This is a genomic window from Qipengyuania gelatinilytica (assembly GCF_019711315.1).
GTDB lineage: Bacteria > Pseudomonadota > Alphaproteobacteria > Sphingomonadales > Sphingomonadaceae > Qipengyuania > Qipengyuania gelatinilytica.
The window spans coordinates 2,611,809-2,636,536 of the sequence record NZ_CP081294.1 but is presented as its reverse complement, the minus strand read 5'-3'; the positions used below and the strand labels follow the sequence as shown (position 1 = coordinate 2,636,536).

At 63.0% G+C, this 24,728-nt stretch carries 29 protein-coding genes; 13 read left to right on the top strand and 16 right to left on the bottom strand.

Translation table 11 applies throughout. The annotated features are described in order from the left end of the window. Nucleotides 1-80: 80 nt before the first annotated feature. On the top strand, nucleotides 81-326 hold the full coding sequence (locus K3136_RS13050; RefSeq protein WP_221430726.1) for a hypothetical protein: 246 nt from the start codon (nucleotides 81-83) through the stop codon (nucleotides 324-326). A gap of 85 nt (nucleotides 327-411) precedes the next feature. Here K3136_RS13050 and K3136_RS13045 read toward each other — a convergent pair whose 3' ends face one another. The 5 genes from K3136_RS13045 to K3136_RS13025 all read right to left on the bottom strand — a co-directional run bounded on the left by K3136_RS13045 (nucleotide 412) and on the right by K3136_RS13025 (nucleotide 6,052). Next, nucleotides 412-1,275, bottom strand: coding sequence for a hypothetical protein (locus tag K3136_RS13045; protein ID WP_221430725.1), 864 nt, complete (start codon nucleotides 1,273-1,275; stop codon nucleotides 412-414). Between the two features lie 290 nt (nucleotides 1,276-1,565). Beyond that, a complete protein-coding gene (locus tag K3136_RS13040) occupies nucleotides 1,566-2,843 on the bottom strand; it encodes a DUF1996 domain-containing protein (protein ID WP_221430724.1) in 1,278 nt (425 codons plus the stop codon). A 338-nt stretch (nucleotides 2,844-3,181) separates the two neighbouring features. Then, nucleotides 3,182-3,871 carry a DsbA family oxidoreductase gene (locus tag K3136_RS13035; protein WP_221430723.1) on the bottom strand — a complete coding sequence of 230 codons (690 nt, stop codon included), beginning with the start codon at nucleotides 3,869-3,871 and terminating at the stop codon, nucleotides 3,182-3,184. 13 nt (nucleotides 3,872-3,884) lie between these two features. Beyond that, on the bottom strand, nucleotides 3,885-4,742 hold the full coding sequence (gene nudC, locus K3136_RS13030) for an NAD(+) diphosphatase (protein ID WP_221430722.1): 858 nt from the start codon (nucleotides 4,740-4,742) through the stop codon (nucleotides 3,885-3,887). After that, on the bottom strand, nucleotides 4,742-6,052 hold the full coding sequence (locus K3136_RS13025; protein ID WP_221430721.1) for a serine hydrolase domain-containing protein: 1,311 nt from the start codon (nucleotides 6,050-6,052) through the stop codon (nucleotides 4,742-4,744). The genes nudC and K3136_RS13025 overlap by 1 nt, the downstream gene beginning before the upstream one ends. Nucleotides 6,053-6,163: 111 nt before the next feature. Between K3136_RS13025 and K3136_RS13020 the strand changes: the two genes are divergently transcribed. Then, complete coding sequence (locus K3136_RS13020) at nucleotides 6,164-6,385, top strand: hypothetical protein (protein ID WP_221430720.1); 222 nt, start codon at nucleotides 6,164-6,166, stop codon at nucleotides 6,383-6,385. Here K3136_RS13020 and mutY read toward each other — a convergent pair. Then, nucleotides 6,382-7,401, bottom strand: a complete 1,020-nt coding sequence (gene mutY, locus K3136_RS13015) for an A/G-specific adenine glycosylase (RefSeq protein ID WP_221430719.1) — start codon at nucleotides 7,399-7,401, stop codon at nucleotides 6,382-6,384. The genes K3136_RS13020 and mutY overlap by 4 nt on opposite strands. A gap of 14 nt (nucleotides 7,402-7,415) precedes the next feature. Here mutY and K3136_RS13010 point away from each other — a divergent pair, with 14 nt between their 5' ends. The 6 genes from K3136_RS13010 (at nucleotide 7,416) to K3136_RS12985 (ending at nucleotide 15,172) form a co-directional block, all read left to right on the top strand. Then, on the top strand, nucleotides 7,416-8,015 hold the full coding sequence (locus tag K3136_RS13010; protein ID WP_221430718.1) for a DUF721 domain-containing protein: 600 nt from the start codon (nucleotides 7,416-7,418) through the stop codon (nucleotides 8,013-8,015). Nucleotides 8,016-8,017: 2 nt separating this feature from the next. Next, nucleotides 8,018-8,734, top strand: coding sequence for a thioredoxin domain-containing protein (locus K3136_RS13005; RefSeq protein WP_221430717.1), 717 nt, complete (start codon nucleotides 8,018-8,020; stop codon nucleotides 8,732-8,734). A 119-nt stretch (nucleotides 8,735-8,853) separates the two neighbouring features. Further along, nucleotides 8,854-9,597, top strand: coding sequence for a thioredoxin domain-containing protein (locus K3136_RS13000; protein ID WP_221430716.1), 744 nt, complete (start codon nucleotides 8,854-8,856; stop codon nucleotides 9,595-9,597). Between the two features lie 29 nt (nucleotides 9,598-9,626). After that, entirely contained in the window at nucleotides 9,627-13,049 is a 3,423-nt protein-coding gene (locus tag K3136_RS12995; protein WP_221430715.1) for an AAA family ATPase, read from the top strand. Then, nucleotides 13,050-13,802 (top strand): class I SAM-dependent methyltransferase, encoded by a 753-nt coding sequence (locus tag K3136_RS12990; RefSeq protein WP_221430714.1) that lies wholly within the window; start codon nucleotides 13,050-13,052, stop codon nucleotides 13,800-13,802. It abuts the gene before it with no gap. A gap of 59 nt (nucleotides 13,803-13,861) precedes the next feature. Further along, nucleotides 13,862-15,172: a M24 family metallopeptidase gene (locus K3136_RS12985; protein WP_247711364.1), complete on the top strand. Its 1,311-nt coding sequence runs from the start codon at nucleotides 13,862-13,864 to the stop codon at nucleotides 15,170-15,172. 3 nt (nucleotides 15,173-15,175) lie between these two features. On the opposite strand, the gene K3136_RS12980 is transcribed toward K3136_RS12985, so the two are convergent. From K3136_RS12980 to rpmF, 5 genes are all read right to left on the bottom strand, one after another. Beyond that, the gene (locus K3136_RS12980; protein WP_221430712.1) at nucleotides 15,176-15,538 is read right to left on the bottom strand and encodes a MerR family transcriptional regulator; all 363 of its coding nucleotides are present in this window, start codon (nucleotides 15,536-15,538) and stop codon (nucleotides 15,176-15,178) included. Nucleotides 15,539-15,559: 21 nt separating this feature from the next. Then, nucleotides 15,560-15,859 (bottom strand): integration host factor subunit alpha, encoded by a 300-nt coding sequence (locus K3136_RS12975; protein ID WP_221432332.1) that lies wholly within the window; start codon nucleotides 15,857-15,859, stop codon nucleotides 15,560-15,562. A 109-nt stretch (nucleotides 15,860-15,968) separates the two neighbouring features. Further along, a complete protein-coding gene (locus tag K3136_RS12970) occupies nucleotides 15,969-16,934 on the bottom strand; it encodes a beta-ketoacyl-ACP synthase III (RefSeq protein ID WP_221430711.1) in 966 nt (321 codons plus the stop codon). Further along, entirely contained in the window at nucleotides 16,931-17,968 is a 1,038-nt protein-coding gene (gene plsX, locus K3136_RS12965) for a phosphate acyltransferase PlsX (RefSeq protein ID WP_221430710.1), read from the bottom strand. Before plsX ends, K3136_RS12970 begins: the two co-directional genes overlap by 4 nt. Before the next feature lie 26 nt (nucleotides 17,969-17,994). Continuing rightward, on the bottom strand, nucleotides 17,995-18,177 hold the full coding sequence (gene rpmF, locus K3136_RS12960) for a 50S ribosomal protein L32 (protein ID WP_040965823.1): 183 nt from the start codon (nucleotides 18,175-18,177) through the stop codon (nucleotides 17,995-17,997). A gap of 239 nt (nucleotides 18,178-18,416) precedes the next feature. Between rpmF and K3136_RS12955 the strand changes: the two genes are divergently transcribed. Continuing rightward, entirely contained in the window at nucleotides 18,417-18,818 is a 402-nt protein-coding gene (locus tag K3136_RS12955; protein ID WP_221430709.1) for an MAPEG family protein, read from the top strand. Between the two features lie 7 nt (nucleotides 18,819-18,825). Here the strand turns inward: K3136_RS12955 and K3136_RS12950 are convergent, their stop codons facing one another. Next, entirely contained in the window at nucleotides 18,826-19,494 is a 669-nt protein-coding gene (locus tag K3136_RS12950) for an MBL fold metallo-hydrolase (protein WP_282098674.1), read from the bottom strand. A 128-nt stretch (nucleotides 19,495-19,622) separates the two neighbouring features. Between K3136_RS12950 and K3136_RS12945 the strand changes: the two genes are divergently transcribed. Both K3136_RS12945 and K3136_RS12940 read left to right on the top strand, forming a co-directional pair. Continuing rightward, a complete protein-coding gene (locus tag K3136_RS12945) occupies nucleotides 19,623-19,997 on the top strand; it encodes a hypothetical protein (protein WP_221430708.1) in 375 nt (124 codons plus the stop codon). Between the two features lie 88 nt (nucleotides 19,998-20,085). Then, entirely contained in the window at nucleotides 20,086-20,469 is a 384-nt protein-coding gene (locus K3136_RS12940) for a hypothetical protein (protein WP_221430707.1), read from the top strand. A 40-nt stretch (nucleotides 20,470-20,509) separates the two neighbouring features. On the opposite strand, the gene K3136_RS12935 is transcribed toward K3136_RS12940, so the two are convergent. Together K3136_RS12935 and K3136_RS12930 are read right to left on the bottom strand one after the other, a co-directional pair. Further along, entirely contained in the window at nucleotides 20,510-20,830 is a 321-nt protein-coding gene (locus K3136_RS12935) for a hypothetical protein (RefSeq protein ID WP_221430706.1), read from the bottom strand. After that, complete coding sequence (locus K3136_RS12930) at nucleotides 20,827-21,456, bottom strand: S24 family peptidase (protein ID WP_221432330.1); 630 nt, start codon at nucleotides 21,454-21,456, stop codon at nucleotides 20,827-20,829. The genes K3136_RS12935 and K3136_RS12930 overlap by 4 nt, the downstream gene beginning before the upstream one ends. Before the next feature lie 188 nt (nucleotides 21,457-21,644). On the opposite strand from K3136_RS12930, the gene K3136_RS12925 reads away from it, so the two are divergent. Together K3136_RS12925 and K3136_RS12920 are read left to right on the top strand one after the other, a co-directional pair. Continuing rightward, complete coding sequence (locus tag K3136_RS12925; protein WP_221430705.1) at nucleotides 21,645-21,857, top strand: hypothetical protein; 213 nt, start codon at nucleotides 21,645-21,647, stop codon at nucleotides 21,855-21,857. After that, nucleotides 21,847-22,200, top strand: a complete 354-nt coding sequence (locus tag K3136_RS12920; protein ID WP_247711363.1) for a hypothetical protein — start codon at nucleotides 21,847-21,849, stop codon at nucleotides 22,198-22,200. Before K3136_RS12925 ends, K3136_RS12920 begins: the two co-directional genes overlap by 11 nt. Here the strand turns inward: K3136_RS12920 and K3136_RS12915 are convergent, their stop codons facing one another. Next, complete coding sequence (locus K3136_RS12915; protein ID WP_221430704.1) at nucleotides 22,201-23,139, bottom strand: D-2-hydroxyacid dehydrogenase; 939 nt, start codon at nucleotides 23,137-23,139, stop codon at nucleotides 22,201-22,203. It abuts the gene before it with no gap. A 41-nt stretch (nucleotides 23,140-23,180) separates the two neighbouring features. After that, on the bottom strand, nucleotides 23,181-24,713 hold the full coding sequence (gene cysS / locus K3136_RS12910; RefSeq protein WP_221430703.1) for a cysteine--tRNA ligase: 1,533 nt from the start codon (nucleotides 24,711-24,713) through the stop codon (nucleotides 23,181-23,183). Between the last annotated feature and the right edge of the window lie 15 nt (nucleotides 24,714-24,728).

Here is a 24,728-nt window from a genome sequence, read left to right as displayed (position 1 = left end):
GCCCGAACGGGCCATACACGCGACGAATCGCGGATCGTTTTCAGCCGCTTGGCCGTTGATAGGGCAAAGGAGATATTCTCATGCCGGAACGCCAGTCCATGCACCCCGATAACGACCTGATCGACGAACTCACCGAATACCATACGCCCTCGCAGCAAAGCTCGTCGGGCGGCGAAGTGAACCGCCAGGTCGGCTCGCGCGGTGAACTCAATCGCGCCTTCGATCCCGACAACCGAGAGCCCGAAGTGGGTTCTGACAACCCCGCGCAGGACGCGATGAAGGGTCCCAAGACGCGCCAGGCGATGCAGGATAATCGCTCGAGCTAATCTCGCGCCAAGATTCACAGCGAGTGACGCCCCGCCAGCTCATGCCGGTGGGGCGTTTCTGTTGGGACCCAAGCAGGCAGCTTACTTACTCGGCAGCCGCAACGGAGAACCGCTGGAAGAAACCGCTTTCCTTCGCATTCGGAATTTCCGCCGTTATCCCGTAGTCGCCCGGCTCCAGCGTAAGCTTGAAATAGCCGGTGGTGCCTTCCGGCATGTCGTGAATTCCGCCCACGAACCGAGCGGGTGCCGGGGTCTGCTGGCCATCGATAGGGAAGAAATCGGGCCATCTTGCCGCCGCATCGACATCGGTGCCTTCATCGATGCGGAAGACATGGGCATCGTGGCCGACGAAATTGTTGTAGAGTTGCTGCTCTGCAAAATTCACGCGCACCGAGTTTTCGCCGGGGACGAAGGCGCCCTGTGAAATCTCGTAGCCACTGTTCGAGAGCGTCAGCGTCACATTCGCATCGGGCTCGGGCATTCCGCCGTCTTCGGCCACTACCGTGAGCGGGAACACCATGCCGAATTCGCCCGGCTCGGGATTGTAATTATGCTGGACGCCGTTGGTCTTCACATAGCATTCGACGATGTAGTTGCCCGGCTCGAGAAACATGGTCGCTTCGCCGGTAACACCATCCGACATCATGCCGGGGCCGCCAAGCCATGTGAGGTCGCCAACCCATGCCGGCATGGTCGCTGCGATCGCGGCTGCCTTCTCCGTGTCACCGGCGATTGCGGCTGTCAGGCTTTGCTGGATCGGCACGACGACCTGTTCGTCCACCATCTCGGCAGTGATCCCGTCGGGCAATCGATATATGAGCGCGTGGTGCGTCATCCCGCCCTTGTTGATGACGCGAATGGTCGTCCAGCCGGACTTGATCGTATCGGGACCGACAAAGGTAAGGCCCTGCACCTCGAGCTCGAGCACGTTCTCCCGAGGACTATCCACTTGGAGTGTCTCCGGAGAACACCCGGCTAGGGAAAGAGCGAGTACGGCTCCAATTGCGAAATGCTTCATCCTGGTTCCCCTGCATTCTCGACCGCAACAGCTAGAAGAGCAGGAGAACCACGATCTTGCAAATTTGGCTCAGTTCAGGCTCGGGACCAGCTCCCGAACGAAACCACGCCGGACGCAATGAAGCGCCCCAAGACTCGGCAGGCAAAGCTGGACAGTCGCTCGAGCAAACATCTTCCGTAACAACGAGCGACGCCCCGCCGGTTCATGCCGGTGGGGCATTGTTACGTGCCATGCCCCATGCCGATGACCGGCGGCTCGGATTGCGTACCCGGGCGCGTGCCCGATAGCCTGAAGCCAGTACCAAGATTGCCATCGTGACAATCGAGACCGCCCTTGATGCAGGTGTCGAGGATCGCCTGTAGTGCTTCGGGGTGCCAGGCGTTGAACCAGTCACCATGCAACGACATGCCCCCGGGCGTCGCCGTACTTACGTCGTAGCTGTCCGAGGCCATGCGCCAGCCGCGGCTGGTCTCGGTCGCCGGATCGTAAACATCGGGAAGTACGCCCCATGCGTAGTGGAAGCTTACCCGGATAATCGGGACCGGATGGGTCGATGGGCAGACCGTCAGCGCGCCCGTCTCGATCGGGTATGCCAGATGGCTATTGTGATCGGCGGAATCGAGATCGGTTCCGTTCCAGCAACTGGGGAAGAAAATATCCATCCGCAGCCTGTCGGGCGCTGCGCATTCGGGGATCGAGGTGCTCCACTGCGGATTGGTCGCTTCATCGGAAAACCACGATTGGCAGTGCCAGCGAACGATGGACGTGTCCTGCTCCATTCCCGGCTGTCCCATATGGTTGCCGGCAATCATCTTCAGCCCGAGCGGAATGGGCTGGATCGAGCTCAGGTCGGACACGCCAGCGGAATAATAGAAGACCTCGTGCGCGACATCGTCATTCCCGACGACGGCAGGCACCACTTTCCACGCAGGTTCTCCATCGCTGTCCACCAGCCTGCTGCCGGTGCCCGGATCGTATGAGGGAGCGAGCAACGCGGGGATCCAATAGGCAGAGCGGTTCAGGGTATTGCCCTGGCAGCTCGATTCTCCACTGGTGAACAGACTTTCGATCGTGCTGTTCTCGTCCAGCAGGGTGTTGCCATAAAACCGGTGCAGATGCGCCGCTCCGTCCTGTCCGGGAAAGACGATGGGATCGTCATAGTCCGAATGGGCGAAGTCACAGTTGATCCGCAGGATGCCCTTCCAGCTGTTGGGCGCCACCGGTGCTGGATTTACCGTTGTACGGGTGATCTCGGGGTGGAGCGATGCGTCTGCGCTATCGCCGAAGATGCTGCTCACCGTCCAGGATGCGTTGGCGGATGGGCCGGCATTGCCCGCACTGTCATAGGCGGTGACACTGAGGGTGTGCGCTCCTGTCTCGAGTGGAAAGGCAAGGTAGGGACTTTCGCAAGCCTCAGCCGTAGACCCATCGAGGCTGCACTCGTAACGCGCAGCGCCGCTAGCCGAGAAATCGAAAGCCGCGAAGGCTTCCTTGGTCACGGCCTCAGGCTGCGATGAAAAGCTCGTGCCAGGACCGGAAACTGGCGTCGGTGTCGGCGTGCCGCCTCCCGTCGTGGGCGGGGGTGAACCACTATCTCCCCCACCGCAAGCCGACAGAGCAAGCGCAAGCGCCAAGGTACGATATCCCGTTAGGTGGGCAGATTTCGAATATTGCATTTCGACCCCATTGAATGTGACTCCACGACCGTTGGCAGCGGCCGGTAAAGGTCACGTTATGGGAGCGAGGCAAATGCGTCAGGCCTCGATTTGCATCGATTTGTAACGCGGCGATACAGTGATTAAAACACTGTTGAAGCGGTTCTTTTCCGCCCTTCGCTTCAAGCAGCCGCAGTCTTTTCCGCTACCCGCCTGAGCGCGTTCACATAGGCTTCTGGCGGCTGCGCGCCGGGGATCATGAAGCGTCCCTCGACGATCATCGCGGGCACGCCCGTGATGTTCATTTCCATCGCGGCGCGTTCCTCGACGCGGGTCTTGCGGGCGAGTTCTTCGTCGTCGAGCGCGGCGGCGGCGGCAGCGCGGTCGAGCCCGACCTCTTCAGCCACGTCGAGCAGGACGTCGCGTTCGCCGATGCGGCGGCGCTGGTTGAAATGGGCCTTAAAGAGCGCGAGTTTGAGCTCGGTCTGCTTCTCGGCACCATGCTCCTCCAGCGCCCAGGTCAGCAGCCTGTGCGCGGCGAAGGTGTTCCACATCATGGCATCGGGCGCGGGATCTGTATCACCCTCGTAATCGAGGCTGACACCAGCGGCTTCCGCAGCCTGCCGCATCTGGCCCCGGACCTGCTTCGACTGCTCGATAGTACGGCCGTATTTGCGCGCGATGTGCGCGGTGCGCTCCTCGCCTTCCTCGGGCATCTCGGGATTGAGTTCGAAGGCATGCCAGCGGATATCCGCGTCGAGCTCGCCGTCGAGCTGGCCCAGCGCCTGCTTGAGGTTGCCCCAGCCGACAAGGCACCAGGGGCACATGACATCGGACCAGATGTCGATCGTGAGTTTGCGCGGCCCACTCATTTCTCAAATACCTTCATTTGTGGATCCACCAATGCATCAGGTGATGCGCTATAGCATGGGTCGGCGGCGCCCTGAACGGCCCCTCGCCCGCCAGCGAAGCTTTCACCTCGTCGCGCGTGTACCAGTTGATCTCCGCCATTTCGGTTTCATCGATGGTGAGCGCATCATCGTCGGTGTAGCTGTGGCAGCCGATCATCAGCTGGCTGGGGAACGGCCAGGGCTGGCTGGCAATGTAGGACACGTCGCGCACCTTCACGCCGCTTTCCTCCAGCACTTCGCGCGCGACGCCTTCCTCGATGCTTTCGCCCGGCTCGACGAAACCCGCCAGCGCCGAGAATGCGCCTTCCGGCCATCCGAGACCGCGGCCCAGCATCAGCTTGCCATCATATTCGACCAGCATGATCGTGACCGGATCGGTGCGCGGGAAATGGCTCGCGCCGCATACTGTACAATCGCGCTGCCAGCCCCCCTTCGCGAGCCTGGTATCGCCGCCGCACTGCGCGCAGAACCGGTGGCGCGCGTGCCAGTCCACGATACTGCGCGCACCGCCATAAAGCGCAAGGTCATCCGGCTGGAGCGTGGCCATCAGCGACCACAGCTGCGGATTTGCCATGCGCGGGCTGGCGTCACCCTTGGGCGGAACGGCGGCAAAGCAGGCCTTGCCGTCATCGAGCCCGAGGAACACCAGCTCGGCATCCTCGTCCGCATCGGCAAGCGTGCCCCAGGCCAGCCGCCCCTCGTAGTCGAGCGACGGCATCAGTCCGTCCAGCGCGAGCAACCGCGCCTTCCAATTCGTGTAGCCCGCCAGTCGTTCAGGGTCTGCGCGGACGTGGTCGGCGCGGTCCAGTCTCGATCCGGTGAATGCCAGCATCAGGCAGCGGCTTTCGCAGCCATCAGGTCGGTGGCGAGAGCCTCGATGAATTGCTGCCTGATCGGATATTTCTCGGGCGGCATGTACTGGGTGTAGAGGCCGGTGCGCATGTTCATGCGGAAGTCGGCGGCAGCCAGCGTGCCTGCCGCACCGCCCCAGCCGTAGCTGCCGTTGCTCGAACGGCCGCCTGCGCCGAAGCCTTCGCCTTCGATCCACGAACCGGTGGTGTCGACGCCCGCAGGCAGGATGTTGGATACGCCCGTGCGCACCGTGTCGCTTTCCATGACCTGCACTCCGTCGATCTGGCCGTAGCCGAGGAGCATCTGCAGGAAGCGATCATAGTCGCGCGGGCTGGAGACGAGCCCGCCGCCGCCTGCAGGGAAGCTGGGCTTGTCGAGGAAGACGGAGCTCGGTCCCGGATCGATCGGGATCGGCATATCGCCGAGGAAGCCGTAATTCGTGGTCATACGCGACCGTTCGCTCTCGGGGACCGTGAAATAGGTGCTGGTCATGCCGCACGGTTCGAAGATGCGCGAGGTCAGGAATTCCTCGAAGCTCTGGCCCGAAGCGACTTCGATCACGCGCCCGAGCAGGTCGAGGCTGGCCGAGTAAATCCACTTCGTGCCCGGCTGCGCCACCAGCGGCAGCGTCGCCAACCGGTCCGCGAAGACTTCGAGCGAGGGCGCGGCATCGACTTCGGGAAGGCCCGGGATCGGCATGCGGCTGACCCTGCCGCCGACAAGGCCGTTCTCGGCAAAGGCAGCCAGCAGCGGGCCCTTGGCATCGATGATGTAGCTGAGACCGGACGTGTGCGTCAGGAGCTGTCGGATCGTGATCTGCGTTTCGGCCGGAACGGTATCGTCAAGCGCACCGTCGGGCGTCTTGAGGACCTGCATATCCGAGAACGCCGGAAGGATTTCGGCAAGCGGCGTATCGAGGCCGAAGTGGCCGTCCTCGACGCACATCATCGTCGCCATGCCGGTAATCGGCTTGGTCATCGAATAGATGCGGTAGAGCGAATCTTCGCCGACATTGGCATCGCTGCCGAAGGCAAGCTTACCGCCGCCGACGGTGTGCGCCATGTCCTCCTGCCCGCGGCCGAGGTAGACGAGCAGGTTCGCAACCTTGCGCTGCGACACGTAATTGTCCGCCAGCTTGGCGACTTCGGGAAACGCGTGCCCGACATCATGCGCCATGAGCGCCGATGCGCCGGGGACACCTGCCGCAACCGCACCGACCGAAAGCCAGGCACCGGAACGAAACAGCGAACGACGGGAAAGTTGCGGTGCGTCGAATTCACGAAAGGCCATCGGGTATCGTCTCCAAATTTGTTTGCGCGCCTTGATGCGGACGCGAAGCTGAACGGTCAATTGCGAATTGAAACGCTTGCAATCTCACGCTGTGCTACTCATATAAGACACATGCTGAATCTACTCTCTATCCTGTTCGGGATCGTATCGCTCGTCATCGTCATTCCGGCGACCATTCCGTTGCTCGGCTGGGCCAACTGGTTCGCGCTGCCGCTGATCGTTATCGGCATCGTGATCGGCCAGATGTCGTCCAGCAATGGCGGACGCAATTTCTGCCTCGTGGTGCTGCTGATTGCCGCAATCCGCCTGAGCATCGGCGGCGGGATTATCTAAGCCAGAACCAGCCGCGCGGCTTTCGCGAACAAGGTCGGGAGGCCAGCTTCATCGAGCTGGTCTACCGGCCACCATTCGCCCTGGCCCTGCGGCTCTTCACGCGTCGACTGGCATTCCACCGACATTTCCAGCGCGAAATGCGTGAAGGTGTGGCGCACCACGCCTGCACCTTGCCATTCCCCGTCCAGTGGCGGCTCACCCGACCCGTCGCCACCGGCGGACCAGCCATCGTCGGGCAAGGCGCGCATTCCGCCCAGCATTCCCTTCCCTTCGCGGCGGACGAGCCAGACGGCCTCGTCGCGTTCGATCCACCATGCCTTGCCCTGACGTAAGGGCTTGGCCTTCTTCGGCGCCTTGACCGGCAATTGCGCAGGATCGCCCTCTGCCCTGCCCCGGCAAGCAGCCTGAAGGGGACACAGAAGGCATTTGGGGTCGCGTGAGGTGCAGATCGTCGCGCCGAGGTCCATCATCGCTTGCGCAAAGTCGCCGGCACGGCTGTCGGGCGTGATTTCTTCGGCACAGGCGCGAATGGCCTTGCGCGATCCGGGCAGGGGCTCGCGGATGGCGAACAGGCGCGAAACGACGCGTTCGACATTGGCATCGACCACCACCGCCCGCCGGCCAAAGGCAATCGCGGCCACTGCAGCCGCCGTATAGGCGCCCAAGCCAGGCAGTTCGCGCAAGGCCTCTTCCGTATCGGGAAAGCCGCCCTGTCCTGCCACTGCCCGCGCCGCCTTCACGAGGTTTCGGGCGCGCGAATAATATCCCAGCCCCGCCCATGCAGCCATGACGTCTTCCTCTGGCGATGCAGCAAGGTCTTCGACCGTCGGCCAGCGGGTCGTGAACGCTTCGAAATAGGGCTTCACCGCAGCAACCGTGGTCTGCTGAAGCATGACTTCCGACAGCCACACCCGATAGGGATCGGGCGCCGGTTCACCCGGCCGCGCCCGCCACGGCAAGTTGCGGGCATGCGCATCATACCATTCAAGGAGATGTTCGGAGACTATGGCGGCCACGCGAAGCCTATGGCATGAGCGCAACCGAAATGGGAAGCGACAAGCCAACAACTCAGAAAGGTCCGGGGAAGAAATCCACGGCCTCAGCTAGCGCAGCGGCAGGCCGGAAAAAGGCTGCCAAGCCTTACGAGCGCCCACGTGGCGGCGCGGCCAAGCCGATTTCGGATCTCATGCCGCAGATCGGACGCCCTGCATTCCGCCGCTTCGGCTTCGTGCAAAGTTCGATCGTCAGCCGCTGGCCCGAGATCGTCGGTGAGACCCACGCACGCGTCTGCACGCCGGAAATGATCCGCTTCCCCCCGGGCGAGAAGTCGGAAGGCATTCTCGAACTGGTCGTCCTTCCCGCCCATGCGCCGCTGATCCAGCAGGTCCTCCCGGAAATCATCGAGCGCGTGAACCGCTTTTTCGGCTACAAGGCCGTGGCGCGGATCAAGCTGCGGCAAGGCGCGGTTAAGCCTCCGCAAGACAGGAACAGGGCGAAGGCTCCGCCTTCGCTCAAGCCGATCCCGATGGAACTGGGTGACAGCCTGCGCGACATCGGGGACCCCGAACTGCGCACCGTGCTTGAATCGCTGGCGCGCAGCTTTGGCAGTGACGAAGACAGGAAAGACTGAAAGTGGTTGCACTCTCCCGACTGACCCTCCCCCTCCTCGGCGCAGCGGCATCGCTGCTCGCCGTGACCGCCACCGCGCAAAGCAGTGAGCTTCCGTCCTCCCAGCCGAAGGGCAATTGGGCCGCACAAATCGCCGAGACGGATGGCGGTCATGTGATCGGCAATCCCGAGGCCGAAGCGCCCTTAGTGGAATACATGAGCTACACCTGCTCGCACTGCGCGCATTTCGCGCAGACCGGCGAAGGCGCGATCAAGCTGCTTTACGTCCCGACGGGCAAGGTTTCCTACGAAGTCCGTCACCTGATCCGCGACCAGGTCGATCTTACCGCGGCCCTTGCCGTGCGCTGCGGTGCGCCGGACAAGTTCTTCGCCAATCACGAAGCGATGATCTTCAAGTTCGACGAATGGATGGGAACAGCCGACAGGGCGACGCCGGCCCAGAAGGCACGCTGGAATTTCGGCACTTTCCCGTCTCGCGCACAAGCGATCGCGAGCGACCTCGGTTTCTACGAGATCATGGAACGCCGCGGCTATTCTCGCGCCGAACTCGATAGGTGCCTTACCGATTACGACGAGGCCAGGGCTATCGTGGACCGCAGCAACGCCGATGCCGACCGGCTGGGACTTCGTGGCACGCCCACCTTTCTGATGGGCGAAACCCGGCTCGATGCGCATAACTGGGACACGCTCCAGCCGGTACTCGATTCGCTTTTCGAATAGGCATAGAGCGGTCTCCTGGGCGGATTTACGGGGGATAGCCCTGTGGACACGACCCGGGCCGCGCTTCACCTTGCCGCATGCGTGGCATAGTCTTTCCAGTCCACGACAGAGGATTATCGATGACCAAGACCCTTCGTTTCGCCCTTGCCGCTCCGCTGGCGCTCGCACTGGCAGCGTGCGGTGGAAACGCGGAAGAGACCACAGGCGCTATCGAGGGCGATGCCATCGCCGCCATCCCTGCTCCGGAAGGACAGAGCTGGCTCGAAACCGCGAGCAAGTCCGATGACGGCGGTTTCGTGATCGGCAATCCCGATGCCCCGCTCAAGCTCGTCGAATTCGCCAGCCACACCTGCGGTGCCTGCGCCTACTTCGCGACCACCGGCTCGCACGAACTGCAGAACGACTATGTCGAAACCGGCGTGGTCAGCTACGAAATCCGCCCGCTCCTGCGCGATCCTCTCGATGTGACCATTTCGACGCTGGTCCAGTGCGGATCGCCTGAGAGCTTCCATGCCCTTTCGGACCAGGCCTGGGCTTCGCTCGAACAGTTCGGCCAGAACCTCGAGGTGAACGATGCGCGCTATCGTGCCGCCATGGAAGCACCGTATGAAGAACGCTTCCTCGGCCTAGCACAGGCGGCAGGCCTGATCGATTTCTTCGCGGCTCGCGGCCTTTCTGCCGACCAAGCGCGGACTTGCTTGTCCGATAGCGAGAATATTACGCGGATCGCTGAAGTTTCGCGGGACGCTGCCAACGAACTCAACGTGACGGGCACCCCCACCTTCTTCCTCAACGGCCGTCGCCTGCAGGAAAATCAGTGGCAGGCCCTCGAACCGATCTTGCAGAGAGCCGGCGCGCGGTAAGCCGGCGCCAAGAGGGGGACGATAAGACGATGCTCATCAAACAGCTCAGACTGAGCGGTTTCAAGAGCTTCGTCGAGCCGTCCACTCTGCGCATCGAACCCGGGCTGACCGGTGTGGTCGGCCCCAACGGGTGCGGCAAATCCAACCTCCTTGAGGCAATCCGCTGGGTGATGGGCGAAAACTCGCCCAAATCCATGCGCTCAGGCGGGATGGAAGACGTAATCTTCGCCGGAACGGCCACTCGCCCGCCGCGCGATTTTGCCGAAGTCGTGCTCTCCGCGCAGGACGACAATGGCGAAGACCTCGAAGTGGTCCGCCGGATCGAGCGCGGAGCCGGCAGCGCCTATCGCGTGAACGGCAGCGACGTGCGCGCCAAGGATGTCGCGCTGACCTTCGCCGATGCGGCGACCGGCGCGCATAGCCCGGCCCTCGTCAGCCAGGGCAAGATCGCGCAGGTCATCGCGGCCAAGCCGGTCGAACGGCGCATGATGCTGGAAGAAGCTGCGGGTATCGCAGGCCTTCACGTCCGGCGCCGCGATGCGGAAAGCAAACTTCGCTCGACCGAGAAGAACCTCGAACGGCTCGAAGATCTGATGGCGGGTCTCGACAGCCAGATCGCCTCGCTGCGCCGACAGGCCAAGCAGGCAGAGCGGTATCGCAAGCTGTCGGACGAGATAAAGACCGCAGAGGCGCGGCTCGTCTTCGCCCGCTGGCGCGATGCTGCCGCAGCGGCCGAGGAAGCGAAGAAAGCCGCCGCAGATGCGGATGCCCGCGTGGCCGAGGCGCAGAAGGCTGCCAACGAAGCGCAGAAGGCGCAGCGCGAGGCTGCCGAAAAGCTCTCCGAAGCGCGCGAGGAACAGGCCGACCGGCGCGATGATGCCAGCGCGCATGGTCACCGCATGGCTGCGCTCACCAGCCAGCTGGAAGCCGCCGAACAGCGTCTCGCCGATCTTGAACGGCAGAAGGTCCGCCTCGAAGAAGATCGCGGCGATGCAGACCGCATGACCAAGGACGCCGCCGAAGCTTTGGCGCGACTGGAGAAGGATCTGGCCGCGAGCGAGAAGACGCTTGCCGCCGACGAGGAACGCCGCCCGAAGCTGGTCGCGCAGAGCGAAGACGCCGAGCGTGCGAGCCGCACTGCCGAACTCGCGCTAGCCAAGGCCACGGCTGACAATGCCGGTGTCGAGGCCGAATGGCGCGTGGTCGAAGCCGAAGTCCAGCAGGCGAAGGCGAGGCTTGAGCGGGTAGAGGCCGAAGGGCGCAGGATTGCCGGCCAGCGCGAAGCTCTCGCCGCAGAAGACCTGGATGCAGCGGTAGAAGAGGCCCGCAAGGCCGCTCAGGCCGCAACCTCGCAGATTGAGGCCAAGCGATCCGCGATCGAGGAAATGCAGGCGCGCAAGGCCGAGCTGCAGTCGGCCCGCGACGAGGCGGCAAGCGCCTATTCCGCCGCCAAGGCAGAGCTTTCGGGCGTGAGCCGCGAATATGACGCGCTCAAACGCGACCGCGAGGCCCGCGAACGTGCTGCTGCGAAACGCTCGGGACGCCAGCAGGCGCTAGACAGTGTGCGCGCAGAAAAGGGATATGAACGCGCCGTCGCCGCTGCATTGGGCCGGGATGGCAGGGCGCTGCTCGGCGCGCCGGAAGATGGCAGCGATGGTCGCTACTGGACCGGAGCCGATGCCCCGAAGCCGGTTGCCAACAGCCTCGCCGACCACCTCGCGCAATGCCCCGAAGAACTGCGCGCGCGCCTGAGCCTCGTCCACGTGGCCGAGAAGGACGACGGGCGCACCCTTGCGCCGGGCGAGAACCTCGTCACCCTGGACGGGCGGCTGCGGCGCTGGGACGGTCTCGTCGTGCATGGCGAAGGCGCTGCCGAAGCAGCCCGCCTCGAGGCGGAGAACCGTTTCGTCGAGCTCGACGCGCTGGTCCCCGAATTGCAGGCATCGGTCGACACGGCCGAGAAGACGCAGCAGCAGGCAAGCGAGGCCCTGTCCCAGCTCCAGCGCGATCTGGTCGCCGCCGAACGCGAGCTTGCCGGAGCATCCGATACCGAACGTCAGGCCCTGCGCGCGCTCGACCAGGCGGAGGCACAGCGCGAGCGGGTAACCGCACGGCTCGCCGAATTGCAGGAAGCCGAAAACGATCACGCCGATGTGGTCGGACAGGCCAAGGCCGATGTCGCTGCCGCTCAAGGCAAGCGCGATGCCCTGCCCGATCCCGAGGCGGGCCGCGCATCGCTGGAGGCCGCTCGCGCGAAGAACGAGGCCGCCCGCTCGACCCTGCAGGCCCGCGCTGCCGAGCTGGCTGCGCATGACCAGTCGCTCGCCGTGGCCCGCGAACGCACGGCCGCACAGCGCAGCGACATGGCCAACTGGCAGGCCCGTTCGGGCGAAGCGGCACGCCGTCTTTCCGAGATGGCAATGCGCTTCGAGGAGATCGAGGAACAGCGGGCAATCTACGCCGCCAAGCCCGAAGGCCTGATGAAGGAAATCGAGCAGGGCGACACCGTGCGGGAACGCCTCGGCGCGGAACTCGCCGAAGCCGAGAAGGCCGTCGCCGCAGCTGCCGAAGTCGCGCAAGCCGCCGACCGCGCTTTCAACGAGGCGAACGAGGCCCTCGCAAGTGCCCGCGAAAACCGCGCCGGCCTGTCCGAGCGCGCGGAGAACCAGGACGGCCGCCGGATCGAGATGGCCCGCATCTCGGGCGAGCGTTTCCAGTCCCCTCCCCCGCTGCTGCCCGCGAAATTCGAATTCGAGGAAGACAGCGTCAAGGCCGCCGAGGCCGAGACCGAGGAAATGGACCGCCTCACTGCCAGCCGCGAGCGGATCGGGCCGGTCAATCTTGTCGCTGCCGAAGAGCTCGAGAAGATGGAATCCGAGCACGGCACCAATGCTGCCGAGCAGGAAGAACTGCGCGAAGCGGTCAACCGCCTGCGCGGCTCGATCGGCAACCTCAACCGCGAAGGGCGCGAGCGGCTTCGCGAGGCCTTCGAGAAGGTCAACGACCACTTCAAGACGCTGTTCTCGCGCCTGTTCGAAGGCGGCGAGGCGCACCTTGCGCTGATCGACAGCGACGATCCACTGGAAGCCGGTCTTGAGATCTTCGCCCAGCCGCCGGGCAAACGCCTCCAGTCGCTCACCCTGCTGTCGGGCGGCGAGCAGGCACTGACCGCCACCGCGCTGATCTTCGCGCTGTTCCTCACCAATCCCGCGCCGATCTGCGTGTTGGACGAAGTCGATGCGCCGCTCGACGATGCCAATATCGACCGTTTCTGTGACCTGCTCGAAGCGATGGTGAAGGAAACCGACACACGCTACCTTATCGTCACCCACAATGCCGTGACGATGAGCCGCATGCATCGCCTGTTCGGTGTGACCATGATCGAAAAGGGCGTCAGCCGCCTCGTGAGCGTGGACCTCGGTGCCGCAGAAGAATTGCTGGCGGCAGAATAAGTGTCATCGCAGGACATCTACGATCCAGATTTCGTGCGCGACGTCTTCGATCGCTGCTCGGACCGTTACATCGCCTTCAGCAACGCCTGCTCCTTCGGCTTCACGCAGATCTGGCGGCGGCAATGCGTTGAGATGCTCGACCTCCCGCCAGAGGCGCGTCACGGATACGACCTGATGGCGGGTACCGGCGAGGTCTGGCCGCACCTCCTCTCGCACTCGCCACAGGTGGAATCGATTGTCGCAGTCGACATCTCGGCGGGCATGCATCGCCGCGCCATGGATCGCCTCCACACGATGCGCGCCCACAAGATCGAATTCCGCGAGGACGATGTCCTTGCAAGCGCCCTTCCCGATGAAAGCGCGGATTTCGTCGTGTCGACCTTCGGCTTGAAGACCTTCAATCCTGATCAGCACCGGCGCCTCGCGCAGCTCACCGCACGCGTCCTCAAGCCGGGTGGCCGCTTCGCTTTTATCGAGGCATCGGATCCCAAGGACTGGCCGCTGCGCCCGCTCTATCGCCTGCACCTCGACAGGGTACTTCCCATGGTTGAGCGCGTCCTGCTTCGCGGAGCCCACGATTTTGCGATGATCGGACAATATTCAGCCAATTTCGGCGATGCGCGCGAGTTTGCAGGGATGCTGGAGGATGCAGGCCTGAACTCGGGATTCCGCAAGTTCTTCTTCGGCTGCGCAACAGGCGTATGCGGCAGCAAACCGGCCAGTCGAGCAGACAGCGAGGTCACGACACCATGAACCAAGGCAAGCTGGCTTTTGCATGCGTCACTCTCGCAGCACTTTGCGCCCCGCCGGCCATGGCAGGCGACACCGGCCTTTCCGCGGTTGCGATATCGGACACAGAGCTGGCCAATCCCGCCCTGCCCGCGATCCTGCCGCTCAAAGAGCGGGCCGAGGTGGTCGACCGCATCCTCGCAGAGCGTCTCGACACAGTGATCCCCGCGATCATGCGCGAACAGGGCGTGGACATGTGGCTGCTGATGTCGCGCGAGTATTTCGAGGAGCCGGTGCTCGCCACCATGCTCGACGCACAAAGCTTCCATGCCCGCAGGCGGACGATCCTTATCTTTTTCGATCCGGGCGACGGCCAGCCGATCGAACGGCTGACCGTCAGCCGCTATGGCCTTGCCGACCTGTTCGAGCCGTCATGGGCACCCGAGGAAGAGCCCGACCAGTGGAAGGCCGTGGCCGACATAATCGCCGCGCGCGATCCGCAGAAGATCGCGATAAACTATTCCGATGCCACGCGTTTTGGCGACGGGATGACGCTGAGCCAGTACCGGGCCATGACAGAGGCCCTGCCGCAGCAATATGAGAATCGCATTGTCTCGGGAGAGGCGCTTTCGGTGCGCTGGCTCGAAAGCCGCACGCAAACCGAGCTCGACCTCTATCCCGGTATCGTGCGGATCGCGCATGCGCTGATTGCAGAAGCCTTTTCACGCAAGGTCATCACACCGGGCAAGACCACTACGGGCGAAGTGCGCTGGTGGTACCGCGAGAAGCTGGCCTCGCTCGGCATCGCCCCATGGTTCCATCCCTCGGTCGCGGTGCAGCGCGAGGGGACAAAAGGCATCATCTATGACGATACGGTGATCCAGCCGGGCGACCTGTTGTGGACCGATTTCGGGCTGACCTATTTGCGGCTCAATACCGATACGCAGCATCTCGCCTATGTGCTGAAACCCGGCGAGACGCTGGCACCAGAGGGTCTGCGCGAGGGGCTTAGGCGCACCAATCGCGTGGGCGATATCCTGACCGCGTCATTCCGTGCAGGAGACAGCGGCAACACGATCCTTGCCCGGGCGCGCGAGGCGGCGCTGTCCGAAGGCCTCGACCCCTCGATCTACAGCCACCCGATCGGATTTCACGGCCATGGCGCGGGGCCTGCCATCGGCTTCTGGGACAACCAGTCTCCCGACCCGCGCGGCAGCGGCGCGGTCAACGCCGGTACGACGTGGTCGATCGAGTTCACCAATTACTACGAGGTCCCCGAATGGGGCGGCCAGCGCGTCGATTTCCGTAGCGAGGAAGATGCCTGGTTCGACGGCGAAACAGCGCGCTATCTCGACGGGCGACAGACCGAACTGACGCTCATTCCGTCCGATTGAGGCTCAGACAGCCAGAGCGGCTTTCAAATCGTCCCGGATCGCCTTGAGCCGGGGGAGGATGTCGCCCGTATCAGCTGCAGCCATAGGAGCCTGCGCGGCTGCCTGCTGATCAGGCACTTCGCGCAGCGCCGCTTTCGCGCCCTTCAGCGTATATCCGTCGCGATTGACCAGCCGGTCGATCTTTTCGACCAGCGCAACATCTTCCGCGCGGTAATAGCGCCTGCCGCCACTGCGCTTGAGCGGTTTCAGCTGGGGGAATTGCTGTTCCCAATAGCGCAGCACATGCGTCTTGATGCCGGTTGCCGCGGCAACCTCGCCAATGGTGCGCAGGGCACCGGCTTCCTTGTGATCGCTAAACTCGGCCATGAGCGGTCTTAACCGCTAAACTCAGCCCTTTGCAATCCGCTCTTTCAACAGCTGGCTGGCGCGGAAGGTCATCACGCGGCGCGGCGTGATCGGCACTTCGACACCGGTCTTGGGATTGCGGCCGATACGTTCTTTCTTGTCGCGAAGGACGAAGCTGCCGAAGCCGGAAATCTTCACGTTTTCGCCGCGAGCGAGCGCGTCGCACATCTTGGCGAGAATATCTTCGACGAGATCGAGCGATTCCGCACGGCTGAGGCCCATCTTGCGGTTGATCGTTTCTGCTAGGTCTGCGCGGGTCAGCGTCCCCACGGAGCGCATCATATCCATTTACTGTCCTTCCCCAGACGCGACCCTGGGTTATTGCGAGATCAGCAACTTACTGGATTTTTGGGATTTCGGCAATGCGAAGAGCCGAAAAAAACATCATTTGTTACATTCGCGCGAGCGAAGCACCCCAGGTAAAGCCGCCACCCATCGCTTCGAACATGACGAGGTCGCCCTGCTTGATCCGGCCGTCCTTGCGCGCAACGTCGAAGGCGAGCGGAACCGATGCAGCCGAGGTATTGGCGTGCTGGTCGACTGTCACAACGATCTTGTCGGTGGACAGGCCGAGCTTTCGCGCCGTCGCATCGAGGATGCGCGCGTTCGCCTGATGCGGAACCACCCAGTCGACATCGCCCGATTCCACTCCTGCATCCTCAAGGACTTCCTTGAGGACATCGGCAAGATTCACGACCGCATGGCGGAAGACTTCGCGGCCCTTCATGCGCAGCTTGCCGACCTCGCCCGTGGTCGAGGGGCCGCCGTCGACGTAGAGCAGGTCCTTGTGCTCGCCATCGGCATGGAGTTTCGTGGCAAGGATGCCCGGTCCGTCATCGGCCGTATCGCGTACTTCGAGTACCACTGCGCCTGCACCGTCACCGAAAAGCACGCAGGTCGTGCGGTCTTCCCAGTCGAGGATGCGGCTGAAAGTCTCTGCGCCGATGACCAGCGCCTTCTTGGCCATGCCGGTCCGCAGCAGCGAGTCGGCAGTGCCGAGCGCGTAGAGAAAGCCCGAGCAGACGGCCTGCACATCGAAGGCAACACCGCCGCGGCAGCCAAGGTTCGCCTGAACCTGTGTGGCGGTCGCCGGGAAAGTATGATCGGGGGTGGCGGTCGCAAGGATGATCAGGCCGATCTCGCTCGCGTCAACGCCTGCATCTTCGAGCGCCTTGCGCGCAGCTTCGGTGGCGAGGCTGGAGGTGGTCTCACCCTCGGCAGCGATATAGCGCTGGCGGATGCCGGTACGCTCGACGATCCATTCGTCGGTCGTATCTACGCGCTTTGCCATCTCGGCATTGGTGACGCACTGTTCGGGAAGCGCGCTGCCGCTACCGGTGATGACTGCGCGGATCATTTGGCCGAAAGCTCTTCGGAACCCAGTGCGCCAAGATCCTTGGCGATGCGGTTGGTGATGTCGTCTTCGAGCAGGCGCGCGGCAACTTCGACCGCATTGGCCACGCCCTTGGCATTGGCGCTACCGTGGCTCTTCACCACCACGCCATTGAGGCCGAGGAAGACGGCGCCGTTGTGGTTGTTCGGGTCGAGATGGTGGCGCAGCAGCTCCGTCGCGGGGCGCGAGACGAGGAAGCCGACCTTCGACCGGATCGAGGAAGAAAAGGCGCGCTTCAGGAGGTCGGTCACGAAGCGTGCCGCACCTTCGATGGCCTTAAGGGCAATATTGCCGGAGAAACCGTCGCACACGACCACGTCGCATTCGCCGCGGTTGATCTTATCCGCTTCGACATAGCCTTCGAAATCCATCGCGAGGCCCGAGGCAGCACGAAGGCTGTCGGCGGCGGCCTGGATGTCTTCGGTGCCCTTGGTTTCCTCGGTCCCGATGTTCAGCAGGCGAACGCGCGGACGCTCGCGGCCGGTGACGATGCGGGAATAGGCAGCGCCCATGATGGCGAACTGCACGAGGTTGCGCGCATCGCATTCGCGGTTCGCGCCGAGGTCGAGCATGATCACGTCATTGTCGCCAAGCGTCGGCAACAGAGCGGCAAGTGCCGGACGGTCGAGGCCGGGCATGGTGCGCAGCGCGAGCTTGCTCATCGCCATCAGCGCGCCGGTATTACCCGCAGACACGGCTGCGCCCGCTTCGCCGCGCTTCACGGCGTCGACGGCAAGGCCCATGCTGGTGGTCTTGGCACGGCGGAGCGCCCGGCTGGGCTTCTCGTCGCCACCGACCACGTCTTCGCAGTGCAGGATTTCGCTGGCTTCCGCCATGCCGGGGTGATCTTCGAGCGCGGCCTTGATCCGCGTTTCGTCACCGACCAGCAGGAACTTGAATCGATCGTGGCGCCTACGCGCAAGCGCGGCGCCTTCGACCATTACACGAACGCCTTCGTCCCCGCCCATCGCGTCAATGGCGATACGCGGCAAACTCATGACGTCCTCCGAAACAAGTTAGGGTCTTAGAGACCTTCGGGGGCGAGTACTTCGCGCCCGTTGTAGTAGCCACAGTGCGGGCACAGGTTGTGCGGACGCTTCAGCTCGCCACAGTTCGAGCACTCGTGATGAGCTTCGACCTTGAGCGAATCATGCGCACGACGGTTGCCACGACGGTGGGGCGATACTTTTCTCTTGGGGACGGCCATCTCGGCACCTGTTCCTCAAACAATTTCAGTCAATTTCGGTGGCCGCCCTAGGGGACAGTCAGGCATCGCACAAGAGGCGCGATGGCTGGAAAATCCCGACCATGACGGTGAAGGCGCGCGCTATAGCGAATTTTCAGGGTGATGCAAGCGCAGTGGAGGATAATCCTCAAGCCGCGATTGCCGCCCTCCAGCCCAGACCCTAACCAGGAGCGCAAGGGCACGCAAAGGGAGAAATGGGAATGGGTATCGTCCTTCCGGTCACGCTGACCGCCGCTGCGGCTGCGGCAATCATCAATCTCTGGCTCTCGATCCGGGTCGGCCAGATGCGCATCAAGCACAAGGTATCCATCGGTGACGATGGCGCAGGCGGCCCGCTCACAGCACGCATGCGCGCGCAGCTCAACTTCGTCGAGAATACCGCCTTCGTATTGATCCTGATTGCCGCGATCGAGCTTTCGGGCCGCGGCAATCCGTGGCTAGCTTGGATCGCCGGCATCTACATGCTGGGACGCATCGCCCATGGATTCGGCATGGATGGCGGCACGCTCGCCAAGGGCCGCTCGGTCGGCGTCATCATCACCATGCTCACGCAGCTCGGCCTTGCCGCAGTGGCGGTCCTGATCCCGCTCGGCGTGATGTAAGACGCGCTCAGGCCAGCGCCGCGTCGCTGACGAAGGCGTTGGTCTTTCGCTCCTGCCCGAAGGTGCTGGTTGGCCCGTGACCGGGGATGAAGGTCACGTCGTCCCCAAGCGGCCAGAGCTTCTTCGTGATCGCGTCGATCAGGTCCTGGTGATTGCCCATCGGGAAATCGGTGCGCCCGATGCTCCCTTGGAACAGCACATCACCGACGACTGCGAACTTGCTCGGCCGGTGGAAGAAGACCACGTGGCCGGGCGTGTGGCCGGGGCAGTGGATGACCTCCAGCGTGAGTTCGCCCACAGTGACAGTGTCGCCATCCTCCAGCCAGCGGTCGGGCTCGAACACCTGCGAATTCATTCCGTAGCGCGCGCCATCTTCCTCGAGTCGCGCGATCCAGAACCGGTCGGCCTCGTGCGGGCCTTCGATCGGGAGACCGAGTTCCTTTGCAAGGACGCCCGCCTCTCCGCAGTGGTCCATGTGACCATGCGTGATGAGGATTTTTTCCAGCTCGACACCGGTCTGCTTCACTGCCGCCTTCAGCTTGTCGAGATCGCCACCGGGATCGATGAGCGCGCCCTTGTTGGTGGCCGTGCACCAGATCAGCGAACAATTCTGCTGGAGCGGCGTCACCGGCACGATGCCGGCCTTCATGGGCGGGGTCGCAGGAGTATCGGTCATGAAAGGCGAGATGGCCTGCACGCCCTGCGATTGCAAGCATGCACCCGCGCACCGCGCTTCCCGTTTGCCGCCCCTCCGGAAAAATGGCATTATTAGCGCGGTTTGAGGGCGATGGAGGAGAAAGCGCGATGAAGACAATCTTGACGGGAGCCGTCCTGCTGGCGTGCTCTACCAGCCTTTCAGCCGGCCAGGATCCCAAGGTGGACGTGGCCAAACGCTTTGCAGACGCAGTGAAAGGCGAAAGCGCATTCGTCGGTAGCGACTTCGTCCGCGCACCCTCTGTCGAAGAGCAGGAACAGCTCAAGTCGCTCTATGCGAATTGCAGCAACCGCTACCCGCGCCGCGTACTCGACCGGGAGAAGCCCGACACCATCGTCATCCTATGGAAATGCCCCGATGTCGACGGCGATGCGCCGCTCGCGATCTCGCTGGTTTTCGAACAGAACGATATTGCGCAGGTCAGGCTGCACAACACCGACCTCAGGACGCAGGGCGCGAGCTGACTCGGAACGGTCAGGCGCCATCCATTCTTGATCTACATCAATGCGGGGGTGCCTGCTTGTGCTATCCTCGCCCCATAGGAGGATGGATGTGAGGCACTTAAAGGCAATCGTTATTCTCGGCCTGTTCGCCAGTGGGTGCCAGGTCAACGGATCCTCGGTGGAAACGGCAGCGCCCGCCACAACCACTGTAGCTGCGAGCGCGGAGAAGGAGCCGCCGATATTGGTCACCGCGATCTGCGGCGATTGCCACGCGGTGAAGACCAACGAGATTTCGCCCAATCCGCAAGCTCCGGGCTTTGCCGACATCGCTAATTCGCCCGGCGTCACGCGCGAGACGCTGGTCGACTTCCTTTCGGACGCGCACAACTACCCGATGCAGATGGACGTCGATCTGGTCGAGGAAGATATCGAACTGATAGCCGATTACATGCTGACCCTGCAGGACGAGGATTACCACCGACTGCCCAGCTGAATCGTGTCGGCTGCGGAATTACCGCAGGCCCCCTCGTCGCTCAGCGGTCTTCGGCCTTCTCGAAATCCAGTCCGCATCCGTGGCAGATTTTCGGGGCAAAAACTGGTGGCGCTACTGGCGAATATCCAAGCGGCCGGCCGCAGCGCGGGCATTTCACGCTCATCCTTGCCCAGATCGACCAGGCGACCGCCAAAGCGGCCAGGATCAGGAAGATCGGGACATTCGCCTCTGTCCCCAGGCCGATAAGCCAGAGCAGGTACGGAAGAAGGAAGACAACGAAGAGGCACCCACCACAGGAGGCCAGGCTGCGCCGGTTATAGGTCTCACGAAAGTCCCCGGGATCATCTTCAATGGGCGTCACAACCTTCCACCCTTCCAAACGACCCTGCCGATAATCTCGACCTCGCCGCGCTCAAGTTCGATCGGGGCATAGGCATCGTTCGCGCTGATCAGCGCGATCCGGCCCGGTGCGCTGGTCTGGACCTGCTTCACGTGAAGTGCATCGCCGATGCGGACGACGTGGATGCCCTCGCCGCTGCGCTTGTTGCGGTCGACGAATATCTCGTCGCCGCTGCGCAATGTCGGCTCCATGCTGTCACCCTCGACGCGGATTGCGGTGAGGTCGGCTCCTTCGAGCCCCATCTCGCGTAGCCAGCGGCGGCTGAAACGGAAACTGTCGAGGGAAATTTCTTCCGCCGAAAAGGCACCCGGCCCCGCTGAGGCGTCCAGCGCGAGCCTTGGGACGGCCAGGAAATCCCCCGATTCGCGCGCGTGACGAAGATCGGGATCGGCACCGAGTTCGATTTCGTCGACGCCGAAGAATTCCGCCAGTCGTCGGCGGTCGGCCTCTTCCAGCTTGCGCGGGCTGCCCTTGCGAACGAACTGCTGTAAGTAACTGGAATTACGCCCCAACATCGAAGAAAGCGAAGCAAGGCTCGTGCGGCTTTTCTCGGTCAGCTCGACCAGCCTTGCGCGCTCCGGGGTCATGTCTGCCAAGCTATTGCTCCTTCATTGAAGCCCTTCCGGAACGCCGAATTTCGGTATCTGAAGAGGACCCATGCGAGAAAATTCCTATAGCATAGGATTTTTCCTAGACAAGTAGGATTTAGAGTGGAACGAATCAGGAACACGGCGAGCGATTCGCCAGTTGGAACCAGCCATGGGGAGCTTTGCAGATGCTGATCCGCTCAATCGAAAAATTCCTGCGCGCCTACGACATGCCGCCGACCAAGTTCGGCCGTCTTGCCGCACATGATCCGCGCTTCGTACTCGACCTGCGCATGGGCCGCGAACCGCGCAGCGGGACCGAGGCCCGTATTCGCGGCTTCATGATGGGCTTCGAGGCCGCCAGCGGCGCCCCTTCGCAGGAGCCGCTCAATGTCCAGTGAAAGCAAACCACCCCGCCCGCCGCACACCCGCCGCTCGGCCAGCGACCGCCTGCGTACCGCGCTGATGGTCCTTTGCCAGCATCAGGGTCAGGTCATCACCCATACTGAGAAATCCTGGGCGAGCATCACCTTTGCCGGGACGCGGCACAGCCTGTCGCTGCTCTTCGCAGGGGAGAAAGCCGTCGAGGCGGGAGAAAGCTTTGTCGCCTCCCTGCCCGAGCACGAGTTCGCAATCCCAGGCCAGCTGGTCGCAGATGCCGGTATCGTGGAGGTGGAACACCGCCTCTCGCCCAGCCCGCGCATGGTCGTGCAATGTGACCTTCTCCTGCTGGAGGACGCCTGATCAGTAACCCGCGGCGAGGTCCATCTGGGGCTGAACCGCTTCGCCCTTGTGCCAGCGCTCGAGATTTTCGACGAAACGGTCGGCCGAGCGCTGGAACATCTTGGTCTGCGCGCGGCCCGACAGGTGCATGGTGACCTGCGCATTGTCGAGGCTCCATAGCGGATGATCCTCGGGCAGCGGTTCGGGGTCGGTCACATCGAGCAGCGCAGCCTCGATGGTCTTGGCCTCCAGCGCGGCAACGAGATCGTCCTGCTTCACCACATCGCCGCGCGCAATATTCACCAGCACGGCGTTGGGGCGCATGGCGGCAAGTTCGATTTCGCCGATCATGTGGCGGGTTTCGTCGGTGGAGGGCACGGCGAGGATGACCCAGTCGAATTCGCCCAGCTTCTCGCGCCATTCGCCCGGGCGAAGCGCGCCCTCCCCGCCCGAGCGGCGCACCGGAATGACCTTCATGTCGAAGGCCTCGAGCCTTGTCTTGATAAGGCTGCCGATCGCGCCGAGGCCGAGCAGCAGCACGCGCTCGCCTGCCAGTTCGCGCTTGCCCGGACTGTCGAGCAGCCATTCCTGCCGGTCCTGAGCCCGCACGACCTCGCGGTATCCCTTCGCGTGGGCGAGCATCAGCATGACGACATATTCGGCGATAGTCAGCGCGTTGATGCCCACGCCATTGGTCACCGTGACTCCGCGCTCCTGCAGGACGTCGAGCGGCATGAAATCGAGACCGGCGTAGATCGAGTTGAGCCATTTGAGGTTCGTCGCGGCATGCGCGATTTCGACCATCGGCTCTTTTTCGTTGAGGTCGAACCAGCCGATCTCCGCCTCGGGAGCGAACTCCAGCGCCTGCTCCTTGGTCATGAACCATAGGGGCTCGACCCAGTCGGGCAGGCGCGGCTCCACCAGCGGGCGGATCAGGGCGGACATCACGGCTTTGGTCATGGGTGGGACTCTCCTCTTCGGATTAAGTCCCTAACCGCAACTCAGCCGAGCTTCCACTCCCAGCCGAGCGGATCGCCGTCCATCACCTCGACACCCTTGGCGGCAAGGGTCGCGCGGATGGCGTCGCTGGTGGCGAAATCCTTCTCGACCTTGGCTTCCTTGCGGCGGATGAGTTCGGCTTCGATCTCGGCTTCGGTGATCTCGGCTGCCTTGGGACGAATTCGCAGGTCTTTGCGGGTGAGGACCATTAGATCCAGTCCCAAGATCGAGTCGACCGCGGAAACAGCTTTCAGTCGGGCGATCGGACTGACATTTTTTTGGAGGAGGATTGCGTCGAGAGTTACGAGCGCAACAGCCGTGTTGAGATCATTCGATACCGTCGCATCAATTGCATCGATATTTGATACAGGCAGTTGCGAAATATCCTCGTCACCCTGAACTTGTTTCAGGGTCCATCCACCAAGTGGAAAGATGGATGCTGAAACAAGTTCAGGGTGACGGGATTTGAGGTTCTCAACCTGCATCACGATGCGCTTCAACCGCGTGAGCGCCGCCTCGAGTCCCTCCCAGCTAAACTCCAGTTCACTGCGGTAATGCGCCTGCAGGCACATCATGCGGTAGGCCAGCGGGTGGTATCCCTTGTCGATCAGCAGTTGCAGCCGCAGGAACTCGCCGGAGCTCTTCGACATCTTGCCGCTGCGCTCCACGAGGAAGTTGTTGTGCATCCAGATGCGCGCGCCGCTGTTCTCGGCCACGTCGAGGCCATTGGTGCAGCAATGCGCCTGGTTCTGCGCGATTTCATTCGGGTGGTGGATCTCGCGGTGGTCGATCCCGCCGGTGTGGATGTCGAAGGGGAAGCCGAGGAGCTTGCCGCCCATGACCGAGCACTCGAGATGCCAGCCGGGCGCGCCCTTGCCCCATGGCGAATCCCATTCCATCTGGCGCTTCTGGCCTGCGGGTGTTTTGCGCCAGATCGCGAAGTCGGCGGCGTTGCGCTTGCCCTCGACCGTCTCGATGCGGCCCTCGCCCTCTTCGGTAACGGCACGGGCAAGACGCCCGTAATCATCCACCGTCGAGACGTCGAAATAGAGGCCGCTGTCGAGTTCGTAGCAGTGCTTGTCCGCAATGCCCTTCGCGAACTCGATCATCTCGTCGATGTAGTCGGTGGCGACCGACCAATTGGCCGCCTCGGGCTTGCCCGCCTGCATGGGACCGCGGATGTTCAGCGCCTTTACGTCGGCCCAATAAGCCTCGGTATAGTGCTTCGCGATGTCCCAGATCGACTGCGCGCGCTCGGCAGCCATCTTCTCCATCTTGTCCTCACCCTCGTCCGCATCGTCGGTGAGGTGGCCCACATCGGTGATGTTGATGATGTGGGTAAGGTCGTAACCCTTCCAGCTCAGCGTCCGGCCCAGCACATCCGCGAAGACATAGGCGCGCATGTTGCCGATGTGGGGGTAATTGTAGACCGTCGGGCCGCAGGTATAGACGCGCGCCTCGCCCGGATGGACGGGGGTGAAGGTCTCGACCTCGCGTATGAGCGAGTTGAACAGCTGGAGCGGCGTTTCGGTCATGCGCAGGCCATTAGG

Bases quoted from the DNA above. Each gene is read 5' to 3' on its own strand.
- K3136_RS13050 (WP_221430726.1), top strand. From the start codon at position 81: ATGCCGGAACGCCAGTCCATGCACCCCGATAACGACCTGATCGACGAA.
- K3136_RS13035 (WP_221430723.1), bottom strand. From the start codon at position 3,871: ATGAGTGGGCCGCGCAAACTCACGATCGACATCTGGTCCGATGTCATG.
- nudC (WP_221430722.1), bottom strand. From the start codon at position 4,742: ATGCTGGCATTCACCGGATCGAGACTGGACCGCGCCGACCACGTCCGC.
- K3136_RS13025 (WP_221430721.1), bottom strand. From the start codon at position 6,052: ATGGCCTTTCGTGAATTCGACGCACCGCAACTTTCCCGTCGTTCGCTG.
- K3136_RS13020 (WP_221430720.1), top strand. From the start codon at position 6,164: ATGCTGAATCTACTCTCTATCCTGTTCGGGATCGTATCGCTCGTCATC.
- K3136_RS13010 (WP_221430718.1), top strand. From the start codon at position 7,416: ATGAGCGCAACCGAAATGGGAAGCGACAAGCCAACAACTCAGAAAGGT.
- K3136_RS13000 (WP_221430716.1), top strand. From the start codon at position 8,854: ATGACCAAGACCCTTCGTTTCGCCCTTGCCGCTCCGCTGGCGCTCGCA.
- K3136_RS12995 (WP_221430715.1), top strand. From the start codon at position 9,627: ATGCTCATCAAACAGCTCAGACTGAGCGGTTTCAAGAGCTTCGTCGAG.
- K3136_RS12985 (WP_247711364.1), top strand. From the start codon at position 13,862: ATGGCAGGCGACACCGGCCTTTCCGCGGTTGCGATATCGGACACAGAG.
- K3136_RS12980 (WP_221430712.1), bottom strand. From the start codon at position 15,538: ATGGCCGAGTTTAGCGATCACAAGGAAGCCGGTGCCCTGCGCACCATT.
- K3136_RS12975 (WP_221432332.1), bottom strand. From the start codon at position 15,859: ATGATGCGCTCCGTGGGGACGCTGACCCGCGCAGACCTAGCAGAAACG.
- K3136_RS12970 (WP_221430711.1), bottom strand. From the start codon at position 16,934: ATGATCCGCGCAGTCATCACCGGTAGCGGCAGCGCGCTTCCCGAACAG.
- plsX (WP_221430710.1), bottom strand. From the start codon at position 17,968: ATGAGTTTGCCGCGTATCGCCATTGACGCGATGGGCGGGGACGAAGGC.
- rpmF (WP_040965823.1), bottom strand. From the start codon at position 18,177: ATGGCCGTCCCCAAGAGAAAAGTATCGCCCCACCGTCGTGGCAACCGT.
- K3136_RS12955 (WP_221430709.1), top strand. From the start codon at position 18,417: ATGGGTATCGTCCTTCCGGTCACGCTGACCGCCGCTGCGGCTGCGGCA.
- K3136_RS12950 (WP_282098674.1), bottom strand. From the start codon at position 19,494: ATGACCGATACTCCTGCGACCCCGCCCATGAAGGCCGGCATCGTGCCG.
- K3136_RS12945 (WP_221430708.1), top strand. From the start codon at position 19,623: ATGAAGACAATCTTGACGGGAGCCGTCCTGCTGGCGTGCTCTACCAGC.
- K3136_RS12930 (WP_221432330.1), bottom strand. From the start codon at position 21,456: ATGACCCCGGAGCGCGCAAGGCTGGTCGAGCTGACCGAGAAAAGCCGC.
- K3136_RS12925 (WP_221430705.1), top strand. From the start codon at position 21,645: ATGCTGATCCGCTCAATCGAAAAATTCCTGCGCGCCTACGACATGCCG.
- K3136_RS12920 (WP_247711363.1), top strand. From the start codon at position 21,847: ATGTCCAGTGAAAGCAAACCACCCCGCCCGCCGCACACCCGCCGCTCG.
- K3136_RS12915 (WP_221430704.1), bottom strand. From the start codon at position 23,139: ATGACCAAAGCCGTGATGTCCGCCCTGATCCGCCCGCTGGTGGAGCCG.
- cysS (WP_221430703.1), bottom strand. From the start codon at position 24,713: ATGACCGAAACGCCGCTCCAGCTGTTCAACTCGCTCATACGCGAGGTC.